General features: G+C 31.0%; 13 protein-coding genes. 6 read left to right on the forward strand and 7 right to left on the reverse strand.

What is annotated here, in order from left to right; all coding sequences use genetic code 11:
• Positions 1–82: 82 nt before the first annotated feature.
• Together ABHQ57_RS02580 and ABHQ57_RS02585 are read right to left on the reverse strand one after the other, a co-directional pair.
• Positions 83–2137 (reverse strand): insulinase family protein, encoded by a 2055-nt coding sequence (locus ABHQ57_RS02580; protein WP_159611117.1) that lies wholly within the window; start codon positions 2135–2137, stop codon positions 83–85.
• Positions 2138–2158: 21 nt separating this feature from the next.
• The gene (locus ABHQ57_RS02585; RefSeq protein WP_073182303.1) at positions 2159–3475 is read right to left on the reverse strand and encodes a pitrilysin family protein; all 1317 of its coding nucleotides are present in this window, start codon (positions 3473–3475) and stop codon (positions 2159–2161) included.
• Between the two features lie 206 nt (positions 3476–3681).
• Between ABHQ57_RS02585 and rplU the strand changes: the two genes are divergently transcribed.
• The 4 genes from rplU (at position 3682) to ABHQ57_RS02605 (ending at position 7489) form a co-directional block, all read left to right on the forward strand.
• Positions 3682–4167: a 50S ribosomal protein L21 gene (rplU, locus tag ABHQ57_RS02590; protein WP_047787976.1), complete on the forward strand. Its 486-nt coding sequence runs from the start codon at positions 3682–3684 to the stop codon at positions 4165–4167.
• A 22-nt stretch (positions 4168–4189) separates the two neighbouring features.
• A complete protein-coding gene (rpmA, locus tag ABHQ57_RS02595) occupies positions 4190–4450 on the forward strand; it encodes a 50S ribosomal protein L27 (protein ID WP_028891690.1) in 261 nt (86 codons plus the stop codon).
• Between the two features lie 378 nt (positions 4451–4828).
• Positions 4829–5566 carry a LytTR family DNA-binding domain-containing protein gene (locus tag ABHQ57_RS02600; RefSeq protein ID WP_047787975.1) on the forward strand — a complete coding sequence of 246 codons (738 nt, stop codon included), beginning with the start codon at positions 4829–4831 and terminating at the stop codon, positions 5564–5566.
• Complete coding sequence (locus tag ABHQ57_RS02605) at positions 5567–7489, forward strand: tetratricopeptide repeat protein (RefSeq protein ID WP_159611116.1); 1923 nt, start codon at positions 5567–5569, stop codon at positions 7487–7489.
• Here the strand turns inward: ABHQ57_RS02605 and dinB are convergent.
• The 4 genes from dinB to ABHQ57_RS02625 form a co-directional block, all read right to left on the reverse strand.
• Positions 7486–8568, reverse strand: coding sequence for a DNA polymerase IV (gene dinB, locus ABHQ57_RS02610; RefSeq protein WP_159611115.1), 1083 nt, complete (start codon positions 8566–8568; stop codon positions 7486–7488). The two genes, ABHQ57_RS02605 and dinB, sit on opposite strands and share 4 nt — an antisense overlap.
• A 73-nt stretch (positions 8569–8641) precedes the next feature.
• Complete coding sequence (locus ABHQ57_RS02615; protein ID WP_047787972.1) at positions 8642–8872, reverse strand: ferredoxin; 231 nt, start codon at positions 8870–8872, stop codon at positions 8642–8644.
• The gene (locus ABHQ57_RS02620; protein ID WP_167712692.1) at positions 8872–10119 is read right to left on the reverse strand and encodes a peptidase U32 family protein; all 1248 of its coding nucleotides are present in this window, start codon (positions 10117–10119) and stop codon (positions 8872–8874) included. The genes ABHQ57_RS02615 and ABHQ57_RS02620 overlap by 1 nt, the downstream gene beginning before the upstream one ends.
• The gene (locus ABHQ57_RS02625) at positions 10119–11150 is read right to left on the reverse strand and encodes a rhodanese-related sulfurtransferase (RefSeq protein WP_159508813.1); all 1032 of its coding nucleotides are present in this window, start codon (positions 11148–11150) and stop codon (positions 10119–10121) included. Before ABHQ57_RS02625 ends, ABHQ57_RS02620 begins: the two co-directional genes overlap by 1 nt.
• A gap of 225 nt (positions 11151–11375) precedes the next feature.
• Here ABHQ57_RS02625 and ABHQ57_RS02630 point away from each other — a divergent pair, with 225 nt between their 5' ends.
• Together ABHQ57_RS02630 and ABHQ57_RS02635 are read left to right on the forward strand one after the other, a co-directional pair.
• Positions 11376–12383: an aspartate-semialdehyde dehydrogenase gene (locus tag ABHQ57_RS02630; RefSeq protein ID WP_167712694.1), complete on the forward strand. Its 1008-nt coding sequence runs from the start codon at positions 11376–11378 to the stop codon at positions 12381–12383.
• A 65-nt stretch (positions 12384–12448) separates the two neighbouring features.
• On the forward strand, positions 12449–13102 hold the full coding sequence (locus tag ABHQ57_RS02635) for an HD domain-containing protein (protein WP_167712696.1): 654 nt from the start codon (positions 12449–12451) through the stop codon (positions 13100–13102).
• A 199-nt stretch (positions 13103–13301) separates the two neighbouring features.
• Here the strand turns inward: ABHQ57_RS02635 and ABHQ57_RS02640 are convergent, their stop codons facing one another.
• Entirely contained in the window at positions 13302–14084 is a 783-nt protein-coding gene (locus tag ABHQ57_RS02640; protein WP_167712698.1) for an enoyl-CoA hydratase/isomerase family protein, read from the reverse strand.
• Between the last annotated feature and the right edge of the window lie 5 nt (positions 14085–14089).

A 14089-nucleotide genomic window follows, 5' to 3' on the forward strand; every position in this document is an offset into this window, starting at 1 on the left:
TTTTAAAAATGACTTAAATAAAAAGAGCTAAAATATTATATTTTGGCTCTTTTTTTAGTTTTTATAGATTTAAGTCTAACTATTATTTAAAATCAGCGTCAGAAACCCCTTCATTAATTTTAATTTCTTTCGTGATGAACTCAAAAGTCATTGGTCCATTCTTTTGAATCATTTTATGAGGGAATTTAATTCCATTTACTTCTTTGTAATCTGAAAAAACAACAGGTACTTTCATTTCTCCTTGTGGTCCTTTAGCGGTTTTAACCTCTTTAACCTTTAACCCAGATTTTACATCATAAAAGATTTCTTTTTTACCATGTTTAATCACATAAGCATTGTTTCCGTCTATAGGCTCAATTCTGTCCAAAGTGCCTGTTTTATAAGCTTTGTCAGCAAAAGGAGCAGCAGTGTTTTTAACTTCTTCTAAATCTTCACCTGTCATTTCTTTTTTCTGACCTTGAACTTCTTGATATCCTTTAGTTCCGTCAAAAATTACTTTTTGCATTACGTTGCCCATCATAGAAACAACTACAGAAGATTTATTAGGTGTAGCGCTTTTTTGGACTAAACTTAATTGCATTCCTTGAACTTTTGCTTCAGAAGAAATCATTAAAGAATTCACGTTTCCTACTTTATCTAATCCTCCAATAGCCTTAAAGTAATTGTTAATAACTGAACTTGCTGTAGTTCCTTCAGGAATAGGTAAACTCATTTCAGGTTTTTTAGTAGGGTTAGCATACGCATCAAAATAATTTATTTTATATTCTGATGTTTTTTCTAAGTTCTTTAAAACATCAATTCCTTTACCTGTAATAATTATACGAGCTTTATCTCCTCTGAAATGTTTAATTGCTGCGTTTTGTACATCGTCTAAAGTAACAGAGTTGATATTTTCTAAATATTTTTCATAAAAATTGTTTGGTAAATTATAACGAGCAATATTTAATGCAAAATTCGCTGCTACAGATGGTTTTTGAACATTACGTACAAAACTACCTATATATTCAGCTTTTGAATTTTTTAATTCTTCAGGTGTTACTTTTTGATAACGAATTTTATTAATTTCTTTTTGAATTTCTACAACAGCACTATCTGTAACTATATTTCTTACAGCTGCACTTGCTTTAAAAACACCAGCATTTTTATTTTTATCTTGTGAAAGATTCGAATAAGACCCGTATGTATAGCCTTTATCTTCACGTAAGTTCATGAATAAACGTGCAGTACCACCGCCTCCTAAAATATTATTTGCTAATAGAGCTGCGTAATAATCTTTATCACCTAATGTTAAATCAACTGTGTTAATTACAGCTACTTGAGATTGTACTGCATTTGGCATGTTTATAAAATTAATTTCAGTAGTTTCAACATTGGTAGGTACATTGTAGCTAGTGGTAGGTATGGTTCCTTTTTTCCAATCGCTGAATAAATTCTTAACTAATTTTTTAGTCTCAGTAGGGTTAATATCTCCAACTATTACAAGGTATGCGTTATTTGGCTTGTAGTAGGTGTTATAATTGTTTTTTGCATCTTGTAGTGTAATATTTTTAATACTTTCTTTAGTTATGAACTCGCCATACGGATGATTTTTACCATATACTAAAGCATCTTCAACCCTTCTAGCAACAGCTTCTACACTTTTTTCGTTAGATTTAATTCCTTCTAAAGTACGTTCAATTACTTTATCGAATTCTTCTTGTGTAAATTTAGGGTTTTTAACCCCGTCAGCCATTAAGCCTAAAACCTCTCCAAAGTACTTTGTTAATGATCTTACTGAGGCTCCATTGCTTCTAAAAGAAACATTTGCTCCAAGGTAATCAACCCTTTCATTAAACTCATCTTTAGGCATATTTGTTGTGCCGTTACCTAGCATGTCTCCCATAACCTGAGAAACACCTGTTTTATCACCTTCTAAATAAATAGGGTTATCAATTGTTAATGAAGCAGAAACCCTTGGTAATTTATGGTTTTCAACCATAATTACTTGTAAACCATTGTTTAATTTGAACTTTTCGGCTTTCCCTAACTTAATTTTAGGAGCTGGCCCTGGCTTTGGTTGTACACTTCTATCTATTTGAGCATTTACAGCAAAAGACATGCTTACAACTGCTAATGCTGCTATTATTATTTTTTTCATATTGAATGTCTTATTACTGAATTATTTTTTTGATTCTGGTAAATATTCCATTACCAAACGTTGGTTAGTGTTTAAGTATTTTTTTGCTACGTCTCTAATTTCCTCACGTGTAATTGATCTATAAATATCAATTTCAGTATTTATTAAATTAGTATCACCATACAATACATTGTAGCGAGCTAATGAATTAGCAATACCTTCTACACTTGAGTTTGCATTCACAAAGTTGTTTTCAAATTTATTTTGTAGCTTTTGATAATCTTTTTCTGAAATTAAATTTGTTTGAAGTTTTACAACCTCTTCATCAATTTCTTTTACTAAACTTTGTAAAGAGTTATTTCCTAGCGGAAGTGCAAATAAAATATAGGTCCCATAATCTTCTTGACTTAGGTTTATTGCACCAGCCTGTAAAGCCATTTTTTTAGTATCAACTAATTTTTTATAAAGTACAGAGCTTTTTCCACCACTTAAATAAGTAGAAATCATATCTAACACTCTAGCATCTCTGGTTTTCATAGAAGGAGTTCTATAAGCAGCCATAATTGCAGGTATTTGAATGTTAGGGTCGTAAGCTTTGGCAAAAAACTCTTTTGTAATAGGGTCTTCTTTCGGAAAATTTCTTACTATATCTTTACCTCTAGGTATAGGCTCAAAATAATCTTTTATAAGTCGTTTAGCTTCTTTAAGCTCAAAATCTCCTGCAACTACCAAAGTAGCATTGTTTGGAACATAATATTTTTTATTAAATGCTAAGAATTCTTCTAAGGTAGCAGCATCTAAATGCTCCATCTTACCTATAGTAGTTCCCTTATATGGATGTTTTTTAAACATGTTTTTCTTAACATTTTCTAAAAAACGAGAGTAAGGTTGGTTGTCTACACGTAAGCGCTTCTCTTCTTTTACAACCTCATTTTGTGTATCTACACCTTCTTGACCAATAATTGGGTGTAATAAGCGTTCAGACTCCATCCATAAGCCTAATTCTAAATTATTAGAAGGAAAAACCTCGTAATAATAAGTTCTATCATCGGTAGTGTTAGCATTATTAGTACCTCCATTAGAGGAAACTATTTTAAACCACTCTCCTTTTTTTATGTTTTTTGTACCCTCAAATAATAAATGCTCAAAAAAGTGAGCCATTCCTGTCCTATTTGGTTGCTCATCTTTCGCGCCTACATGGTACATAACAGATGTTGTTACTACTGGTGCTGTATTATCTTGATGTAAAATAACATGCATTCCATTGCTTAAATCATACTCTTCAAAATCAACTTTTTGAGCATACGTAAAATGAAATGCTATAAAAGCTGAAGCTAGAGTGATAACTCTTTTTCTCATTGATTAAAGTTTAATTTTTAATATTTTCGTGTATGTGACGTGAAGTTATAGTAATTGTTACACTCAAAACAATAAAAATTAAACTTTTTTATCTTAAAAGAGTAATTTTCTGAGTAATACATTTTTTTTTGAAGTAAAAAATGTATATTTGCACCCGCATTTTTATTAAGAAAGTGTGAATAAAGTATAAACGCAAAACAAATAGTATGTACGCAATCGTAGAGATAGCAGGGCAGCAATTTAAAGTAGCAAAAGACCAAAAAGTATACGTACACCGTTTACCAGAAGCAGAAGGATCAAAAGTAACTTTTGATAATGTAATGCTTATTGAAGATAAAGGAAACGTAACTATTGGCGCCCCAGCTATAGAAGGTGCAGGAGTAACTGCAAAGATTTTAGGTCACTTAAAAGGTGATAAGGTAATCGTTTTCAAAAAGAAAAGAAGAAAAGGTTACAAAAAGAAAAATGGACACAGACAGTATTTAACTGAAATCCAAATCGAAGGAATTTCTGCATCAGGAGTTAAAAAGGCAGCAGCTAAAAAAGAAACTCCTAAAACAGAGGTTAAAGAAGAATCGACAGATTTAAGTTCAATGACTGTTGCAGAATTAAAAGCTTTAGCTAAAGAAAAAGGTATTTCAGGATACACTTCTTTAAAGAAAGCAGAATTAATTGAAGCATTAAGTAAATAATTAACTTTAAAAACTTACAAAGATGGCTCATAAGAAAGGTGTCGGTAGTTCGAAGAACGGTCGTGAATCAGAATCGAAACGATTAGGAGTAAAGATTTTTGGAGGACAGGCTGCTATTGCAGGTAACATTATTGTTCGTCAAAGAGGAACTCAACACAATCCAGGTGAAAATGTTTACATGGGAAAAGATCATACTTTACATGCTAAAGTTGATGGTGTTGTAAAATTCCAAAAGAAAAGAGATAATAAATCATACGTTTCTGTTACTCCATTTGAGGCTTAGGAAACTAACTGATTAGGATAAGATAAAAAGCTCAACTAAATTTAAATTTAGTTGAGCTTTTTTTGTGCATGTAAATTAAACGAACATTGAAATTTATATATAAAAAAACACCACTTTAAAGTGGTGTTTTTATAACTTAATATCATTATTGATTAATCCCCCAATTTATCAATATGATTCCCCTTGTGTATTACACTACAAATATCATATAAAAGAATCTTTTTTAGAGTAAAGGATGTATAAATGGTGTGCTTTTATGTGTAAATGGTAAAAAATATATACAGAAATCATTTAGCTTTAATTTTTTGTAACAAAAGCTATGCTTGACATTTCTTTTTTAAAATATTATCTGTTACATTTGGTACAAATGTATATAAAATGTTGAGAGCAGTTATAGTTGATGATGAACCTAAAGCAATACAAGGACTTTCTTGGGAATTGTCAACCTTTGAAAATGATATAGAAATCATAGAAACATTTACAATAGCAGAAAAAGCAATTAAATTTATTAACGAGAATACTATCGATTGTCTTTTTTTAGATATTGAAATGCCTACGATGGATGGGTTTCAATTACTAGAAAAATTAGAGAATAAAAATTTCGCTATAATCATTACTACAGCATATAATGAGTATGCTATAAAGGCTTTAAAAAACCAAGCTATAGATTATTTGCTGAAACCTATTGATTCCGATGATTTGGAAGAAACAATAGGAAGAATTAAACAACATTATAAGAAGAATAATAATACTGAAAAGGTAGAAAAAATATTATCAAGTTTTAATAAAAAATTTAATAGAAGAAAGATTACCATTAATACTGATGGAAAATTAGTTTTTCTAGCTCAAGATGAGATTTTATTTGTAGAATCTGACGGTAATTATTCAACAATATATACTACAGGAACTAATAAAAAAATAGTAGTAACAAAAAAACTAAAAGAAATAAATCAATTACTCCCCGAAGATCATTTTTTTAGAATACACAACTCATATATTATTAACTTGAATAAAATAAAAGAATTTTTGAAGTCTGACGGCTATGTTGTGTTAGAAAATAACCATAAGATTCCTGTTTCTAGACAGAGAAAATCTGATTTTCTTGAGAAGTTTTAAATGAAAAAATTAATAATTACAACCTTTTTATTTTTCATTGTTTTTTTGGGGTTTTCACAAAGAGACAAAAACACAATAGATAGTTTAATTAAATTAGCTACTGAAAAAAAAATAGATAATTATTATGACTTACAGCGCCTTTTTAAACGTAAAAACTTTGAGGAAGAAGAAATAACTTTTCTTTTAAATAAAAGTAAAAAAGTAGGTTATAAATTAGGGGAAATACATGCCTATAACTTGTTAGGTAAATATTATCGAAATAATTCTTTTTTTGATAGTTCTATAAAAAGCCATATTAGAGCACTTGATTTATCAAAAGAAATTAAGGATGTAAACGCAGAAATTGTTACCTTAAATCAAATAGGCGTAGTATATCGACGACAAGATAAGATTAGGAGTGCATTGAATTATCATCAAATGGCACTGGAGTTAGCTGATAAGATTGAGTTTCCTGATGTTGATACTAAAATTAGTATTAGTATATCAAATAATAGTATTGGTAATATATACTTAGCTCTTAAACAATATCAATTAGCATTAGAAAAGTTTAAAAAATCAATTTTAATTCAAGAAAAAACAAATGATAAAAGAGGTTTAGCTATTAATCATCAAAATATAGGGCTTGCTTTCCAAAACCTTGGTGATATAGATGCTGCTTTGGAACATTATAATAAATCATTACAATATAATGTTGAAAATAATTCGAGTATAGGTAAGGTAATTTGTCATACTAGCATTAGCAAGGTTTTATTATTACAGGGTAAATATAAGGAGGCATACAAATACATAAACGAAGTAGTATCTGTTTCTGAAGGTATTGGTAATCATTATTATACTTCAGATGTCTATGTTACATTTGGAAACGTATTATTAAAATTAGATAGTTTAGATAAAGCAAAAGTATACTTAGAAGAAAGTTTAGAAGTTGCTAATAAACATAAAATTCCATCAGGAGTAAACCATTCTAATCTATATTTATCTGAATTATATGAAAAAAAGAAGAATTATGAAAAAGCATATAGCTTTTATAAAAAAGCTATAGAAGGAGAGAGAAAAACATTTAACGATAAGAACATTTTATACGTTAATAACCTTATTAATAAGTATGATAATGAAGTAAGTAATAATAAAATAAAGAGTCTAGCAAAAGAGAATGAAATAGCTAAATTAAAACTATTAAGAAATAGAAATGTTTTAATTATAGCATTAGTTTCAATAGCTTTATTAGGGGTGTTATTATACTCAATTTACAGGCAACGCTTATTGAATAATGATAAGAAAATACTAATGTTAGAGCAAGAAGCTCTAAGAATTCAAATGAATCCACACTTTGTGTTTAACGCATTAAATTCAATAAAACTATACGTTATTAATAATGAGCAGAAAAATGCTGTATATTACTTAAATAAGTTTTCAAAACTAATTAGAAGTATTTTAGAATCTTCATCTGTAAAGGAGGTAACATTAAGTGAAGAACTAAAAACAATGAATTTATATATGAGTATTGAAAATATTCGATTATCTAACGAAGTAAACTATATAGAAAAAGTAGATGAAGGTGTAAATATTGAAAGAATAAAAGTTCCACCACTTATATTGCAACCTTTCTTAGAAAATTCTATTTGGCATGGACTTTCATCTAAGAAAGGAAAAAAAGAAGTTTCGTTGTCAGTTACAAAAATATCAGACGAATTTATACAAATTGATATTGTAGATAATGGAATTGGTAGGGACGCGGCTATGAAAATTAGAAAAAACAAGTCGCTAAATCGCAGATCTATAGGTATAGATTTAACCAAAGAACGATTACGAAACTTTGCCAACGAATATGCTAATAATTATTCATTAATTTATACAGATATAATTGACAAAGAAGGAAACCCTAAAGGCACCAAAGTTTCGTTGAAAATACCAATACTTTAAAAATCAAATCGTAACTGTACCCAAACAGGTTCAGTTTTCTCTGTGTTTAAATTACTAAAAGAAATTCCTAATAACCTAACAGAGTTATTAAGTGTATCTTGGTACAATAACTCTTTTACAATAGGGTAGAACTCTTTTTTTAATTGTAGGTAATGGTTGGTAGTTTTACTACGTGTTTGTTGCGTAAAATCGCTGTATTTAATTTTAAGAGTTACGGTTTTTCCCTTAGTATTTGATTTTTTCATTCGACGTTCTAATTCGTCAGCAATTTTATCAAGACGTTCTAACATAAAAACCTCTGAAGATAGATTTTCTCTAAAAGTAGTTTCAGCAGCGATTGATTTTCGAATTCGATTAGGTTTTACGGCTGAATTATGAATACCTCGAACAATATTGTAATAATGTACTCCCGATTTTCCAAACAACTTGGAAAGCTCTTCTAATGATTTTTGTTTTAAATCTAGGCCTGTAAAAATACCAAGGTTATGCATTTTTGCAGCGGTAACTTTACCTACTCCATAAAATTTATTCACAGGAAGTTGCTCTAAAAATTCAAGAACCTCTTCTGGATTGATAGTTTTTTGTCCATTAGGTTTATTAATGTCTGAAGCTACTTTGGCAATAAATTTATTAATGGAAACTCCTGCCGACGCTCGTAGTTCTAATTCTTCCCAAATTCGTTGTCGAATTTCTTGGGCAATCATGCTAGCCGACGGATTTCCTTTTTTGTTTTCAGTAACATCTAAATAGGCTTCGTCTAGAGATAGAGGTTCTACCAAATCGGTATAATCGTAAAATATTTTCCTGATTTTAGAAGAAATTTCTTTGTAGCGATCAAATCTTGGAGGAACAAAAATGATATGCGGACATTTTTGTTTAGCCAACACACCACTCATGGCGGAACGAACTCCAAATTTTCTAGCTTCGTAACTGGCAGCAGAAACCACACCTCGAACTTCGCTACCACCAACAGCAACAGGTTTTCCTCGTAATTCAGGATTATCCAATTGCTCAACAGATGCATAGAAGGCATCCATATCCACATGAATAATTTTACGAAAAGGAGGTTGTAATTCCATTCTGTAAAAATAATAAAAGCCCTCTTAAGATTAAGAGAGCTTTATAAGATGTCTTTGTTTTTTTGGTATAAAGTTATACTTGTTTTACCTCAATAATTTTAACTGGACATGCTTTCTTGGCTTCGTGTGAAGCTTCAAAAATACTATCGTCGTGTGATTTTATGGTAAAGAAACCCTTTTTCTCAGTTGAATGCAGTAAAACAGATTTTCCGTCTTTTTTAGACATTTGAAATTGCGCGGGAGCTAACTCTACACAATAATTACAACCAATACATTTATTTCTTTGTAACGTAATTACAACCATTAGTTTTTCGCAAATTCGGTTTTTACAATTTTGTATAACTTGTCTGATGGGCGAATTCTGAAGTCTATTTTCATAGTAACTTCATCACCCTTGGTAGCAGTTTGTGCTTCCTTATCATTTACAAACATGCTTTTTAATTCCATTTCTTGAGCACCTGTAGTAGGTCCTGTGATTAGAATAGTATCGCCAATTGCTAAATCGTAGGCTTCAATCTTAAACTCTCCAACTTCTGCTTTAGGAAAATAATGCATTCCCTTTCCTAAGTATACTTTCTTTTGAGTAGCGTGTGAACCAGGTTCTTTACTCCATTCTCCTAATTTTTGTCCCAAGTAATACCCGTTCCAGAAACCACGATTGTACACTTTTTCCAATTCTTGCATCCAGCTAATCACCTTCTCTTTATCGTAAGTTCCATTATATAAACTGTCAATAGCGTCACGGTAACATTTAATTACTTTGGCAACATATTCAGGAGCACGACCACGACCTTCAATCTTCAATACTTTAATCCCAGCATCGGCAACCTGATCTAAGAAATCAATCGTACATAAATCTTTTGGAGACATGATGTACTCATTATCTAATTCCATTTCAAAACCAGATTCTTGATCAATCACTGTATATTTTTTACGGCAATTTTGTTTGCAGGCTCCTCTATTTGCAGATGAGTTGTGTGAGTGCAAGCTCATATAACATTTCCCAGAAACCGCCATACAAAGTGCTCCGTGACCAAAAATTTCAATTTCTAACAAACGACCAGAAGGTCCTTTGATTTCTTCTTTTTCAATCTGTTCAGTAATCTTTTTTACTTGACGTAAGCTTAATTCTCTACTCAATACCACAGTGTCAGCAAACATGGCATAAAACTTAACCGTTTCTATATTGGTAATGTTAATTTGAGTAGAAATATGGACTTCCATACCTTCTGCTCTTGCCATGGCAATTACAGCTTGATCCATTGCAATTACCGCAGTAATATTAGCTTCTTTGGCTCTTTTGATTAAGGTTTTTACGATCGATAAATCATGATCATAAACAATCGTATTTAAAGTCAAATAGGTACGAACATTTTTTTCTGAACATCTACGTGATATTTCTTCTAAATCATCTAAGGTAAAATTAATAGATGCTCGAGCACGCATATTTAATTGCTCTACACCAAAATATATAGAATCACATCCATTGTCTAAAGCTGCCTGTAACGATTCAAAATTACCAGCAGGAGCCATTAACTCAATCTTTTGCATTACTTTTTAAATTTTAAAGCTTCTGAACGTCCTTTTTTAAATATCTTATTGCTTGCGTGTTTTCCTTTACGCAATTCTTTTTGCTTTTCGTAAGGTAAATGAATGATGTCTTGGCATTCAGGAGAACAGGTGTTTTCCATTTTCTCAGCACATTCATCACATTGAATGAATAATAAGTGACAACCTTCGTTAGCACAATTGGTATGTGTGTCGCAAGGTTTTCCACATTGATGACAATTGGCAATTACATCATCAGAAATTTTTTCAGCTCTTCGGTGGTCAAAAACAAAATTCTTACCTAAAAATTTGTTTTCTAAACCTTCTGATTTTACCTGACGAGTATATTCAATAATTCCACCTTCAAGTTGGAAAACATTTTTAAAGCCTTTATGTTTGTAGTAGGCAGAGGCTTTTTCACATCGAATTCCACCTGTACAATACATTAATAAGTTTTTATCTTCTTTATGGTCTTTTAAATCTTCTTCAATAATATCTAACGAGTCTCTAAACGTATCAACATCTGGGGTTACTGCACCATCAAAATGTCCAATTTCACTTTCGTAATGGTTACGCATATCTACACAAACCGTATTTGGATCTGCTAGCATTTCATTAAACTCTTTTGCATTTAAATGAACTCCTTTGTTAGTAACGTCAAAAGTGTCATCGTTTAATCCGTCAGCAACAATTTTGTTACGAACTTTTACTTTTAGTTTTAAAAACGATTTATTATCGTGCTCAATAGCTACGTTTAAACGAATTCCATTTAAAAAAGAAATACTATCTAGTTGTTTTTTTAACGCTAGAAAGTTTTCTGAGGGAACAGATATTTGAGCATTGATTCCTTCGTATGAAACGTATGTTCTTCCTAAAACATCTAGTTCGTTCCATTCAAGGAATAATTTATTTCTAAATAAAGTTGGGTTTTCTATCTTATGATATTGATAGAATGAGATAGTGATACGGTCTTTACCCGCATCATCAATTAATTTAGCGCGTTCTTCTGCGCTTAACTTGTTGTACAGTTGCATGCTATACTTATTTAAGTTAAACAAAAATGTTGTGGTTTTTCTAGAAAACGGTGCAAATGTACTGATTTTTTGAGTTTTACTGTTTAAAACAATACTATTTAAGCCTAAATGGTATATTTTTTAAATTTTAACGTATTTTTTCTAACAAAAGAGATACAACCAATTTGTTTTTTTTAAACCTTTGTAGCATACAAACAATAAATTTTATACTCAAAAATCAAAAAAATGAGAGTAGCAGTGGTAGGAGCTACCGGAATGGTAGGTAATGTAATGTTACAAGTATTAGCAGAACGTAATTTTCCAGTAACAGAATTAATTCCTGTTGCGTCAGAGCGTTCAGTAGGAAATCAAATTGAGTTTCAAGGAACAAATTATACAGTAGTAGGTTTAGAAACAGCAGTAGCTATGCAACCAGATATTGCATTGTTTTCGGCTGGTGGAGATACCTCTTTAGAATGGGCTCCTAAATTTGCTGAAGTAGGGACAACGGTAATTGATAATTCTTCAGCGTGGAGAATGGATCCAACGAAGAAATTAGTTGTTCCAGAAATTAACGGAGATGTATTAACCAGTGAAGATAAAATCATTGCAAACCCAAATTGTTCTACGATTCAATTGGTAATGGCATTAGCTCCGTTACACAAAGAGTATAAAATGAAACGTGTGGTAATTTCAACGTATCAATCAGTTTCGGGAACTGGTGTTAAAGCGGTTCGTCAATTAGATAATGAAGAAGCGGGAGTTGAAGGCGAAATGGCATATCCGCACCCTATTGGAAGAAATGCATTACCACATTGTGATGTATTTTTAGAAAATGGATATACTAAAGAAGAAATGAAGCTGGTAAAAGAACCTAAAAAGATTTTACGAGACGATTCTTTTGCAGTAACAGCTACAGCGGTTAGAATACCAACAGCAGGAGGACATTCTGAAGCTGTAAATGTTCAGTTTGAAAATGATTTTGAATTAGATAAAGTACGTAAGTTACTTACGCAAACTGAAGGTGTTATTGTACAAGATGATGTACAAAATAATGTATACCCAATGCCTATTTTAGCAAATAATAAAGATGAAGTTTTTGTAGGTAGAATTAGAAGAGACGAATCTCAGCCAAACACGTTAAACATGTGGATTGTTGCTGATAATTTACGTAAAGGAGCGGCAACTAATACAATTCAAATAGCAGAATATTTAGTAGCTAACAATTTAGTTAAGCCATCGGTTACTGCTTAGTTATAAATTATAATAATACGTTTAAAATCCTGTGCTTGTAAGTGCAGGATTTTTATTTTTGAAATATGAACAGAGAACAAATAATACAGAATACTACTGAGTTTGTAAAAGAGACCTTGAAAGGAGCAGAAGGAGGGCATGATTTTTTTCACATTGAACGCGTATATAAAAACGCCTTATTAATTGCAAAAGATGAAAAGGTAGATGTGTTTGTGGTTTCTTTAGGTGCATTGTTGCATGATATAGCCGATAGCAAATTTTATAATGGTGATGAAACTGTTGGTCCGCAAAAAGCAAGAACTTTTCTTGAAAGTCAACAAGTATCAGAAGAAATAATTACTCATATAGAAAAAATTATCACCAATATCTCTTTTAAAGGAGGAAACTTTAAACAAAGTTTCACTTCTCCTGAGTTAAATGTTATCCAAGATGCAGACCGGTTAGATGCCATAGGAGCTGTTGGAATAGCTCGTTGTTTTAATTATGGTGGATTTAAAAATAGAGAATTGTACAATCCAGAAATTCCTCCTAATTTAAAAATGACAAAAGAAGAATATAAAAAATCAACAGCACCTACTATTAATCATTTTTATGAGAAATTATTGCTGTTAAAAGATAAAATGAATACTACAACAGGAAAAGCAATCGCGGAGCAAAGACATGCTTATATGGAAGGTTTTTTAGAACAATTCTATAAAGAATGGAATGGAATTATTTAGTATTTATTGTGTTTAGAATGTAAAATATATGTTATTTTAATAAAAATTTTATGTTAAAATTTGGATGTTGTTGAATTTAGTATATATTTGCTTCAGTTAATAACCCCCATTTTATTAATGTAATCCCCTTATTGTAAAAATAGCATCTAAGTTTTAATTTAGATGCTATTTTTTTGTAGTTGTTTCTTTAGTAAAAAAATTACTTTCCTGGAAATTCAGGTTTACGTTTTTCTAAAAAAGCAGTAGTCCCTTCTTTAAAATCTTCAGTTCCAAAACAGTTTCCAAACTCTGTAATTTCGCTTTCAAAACCATTCACACCGTCTTTAAAATTATCATTTACAGCTTTAATTGCTGCACTAATGGCAACAGAAGAGTTACGCATAATTTTTGAAGCTATTTTTTGAGCTAAAGGTAATAATTCTTCTTGCGAAGTTACATGGTTTATCAATCCAGTTTCTTTAGCTTCATCAGCAGAAATCATACCTGCTGTCATAATTAACTCCATGGCTTTTCCTTTACCTACTAATTGAGGCAAGCGTTGTGTTCCGCCATAACCAGGGATAACTCCTAAAGAAACTTCAGGAAGTCCCATTTTAGCATTGTCTGAAGCTACTCTAAAATGACAAGCCATTGCTAATTCTAGTCCGCCACCTAAAGCAAAACCATTTACAGCGGCAATAACAGGAGTTGATAAATTTTCAACAAAATCAAATAAAATTTCCTGCCCTTTTCTTGCTAACATTCCTCCTTCTTCAACAGAGAAATGTGCAAATTCAGAGATGTCTGCTCCAGCAACAAATGCTTTTTCTCCACTACCTGTGATAATAATTACTTTAATACTAGCATCTTCTTCCAAGGCTTTAAAAGCATTATGAAGCTCTTCAATAGTAGCTTTGTTTAAAGCGTTTAATTTTTTTGGTCGGTTAATGGTAATAGTTGCCAATGCGTTAGTTTGTTCAACTAAAATATTTTCAAAATTCATACTAT

This window comes from Tenacibaculum sp. ZH5_bin.1 (assembly GCF_042865525.1).
GTDB lineage: Bacteria > Bacteroidota > Bacteroidia > Flavobacteriales > Flavobacteriaceae > Polaribacter > Polaribacter mesophilus.

Coding starts and splice junctions, on each gene's coding strand:
- ABHQ57_RS02580 (WP_159611117.1), bottom strand. CDS start 2,137: ATGAAAAAAATAATAATAGCAGCATTAGCAGTTGTAAGCATGTCTTTT.
- ABHQ57_RS02585 (WP_073182303.1), bottom strand. CDS start 3,475: ATGAGAAAAAGAGTTATCACTCTAGCTTCAGCTTTTATAGCATTTCAT.
- rplU (WP_047787976.1), top strand. CDS start 3,682: ATGTACGCAATCGTAGAGATAGCAGGGCAGCAATTTAAAGTAGCAAAA.
- rpmA (WP_028891690.1), top strand. CDS start 4,190: ATGGCTCATAAGAAAGGTGTCGGTAGTTCGAAGAACGGTCGTGAATCA.
- ABHQ57_RS02600 (WP_047787975.1), top strand. CDS start 4,829: ATGTTGAGAGCAGTTATAGTTGATGATGAACCTAAAGCAATACAAGGA.
- ABHQ57_RS02605 (WP_159611116.1), top strand. CDS start 5,567: ATGAAAAAATTAATAATTACAACCTTTTTATTTTTCATTGTTTTTTTG.
- dinB (WP_159611115.1), bottom strand. CDS start 8,568: ATGGAATTACAACCTCCTTTTCGTAAAATTATTCATGTGGATATGGAT.
- ABHQ57_RS02615 (WP_047787972.1), bottom strand. CDS start 8,872: ATGGTTGTAATTACGTTACAAAGAAATAAATGTATTGGTTGTAATTAT.
- ABHQ57_RS02620 (WP_167712692.1), bottom strand. CDS start 10,119: ATGCAAAAGATTGAGTTAATGGCTCCTGCTGGTAATTTTGAATCGTTA.
- ABHQ57_RS02625 (WP_159508813.1), bottom strand. CDS start 11,150: ATGCAACTGTACAACAAGTTAAGCGCAGAAGAACGCGCTAAATTAATT.
- ABHQ57_RS02630 (WP_167712694.1), top strand. CDS start 11,376: ATGAGAGTAGCAGTGGTAGGAGCTACCGGAATGGTAGGTAATGTAATG.
- ABHQ57_RS02635 (WP_167712696.1), top strand. CDS start 12,449: ATGAACAGAGAACAAATAATACAGAATACTACTGAGTTTGTAAAAGAG.
- ABHQ57_RS02640 (WP_167712698.1), bottom strand. CDS start 14,084: ATGAATTTTGAAAATATTTTAGTTGAACAAACTAACGCATTGGCAACT.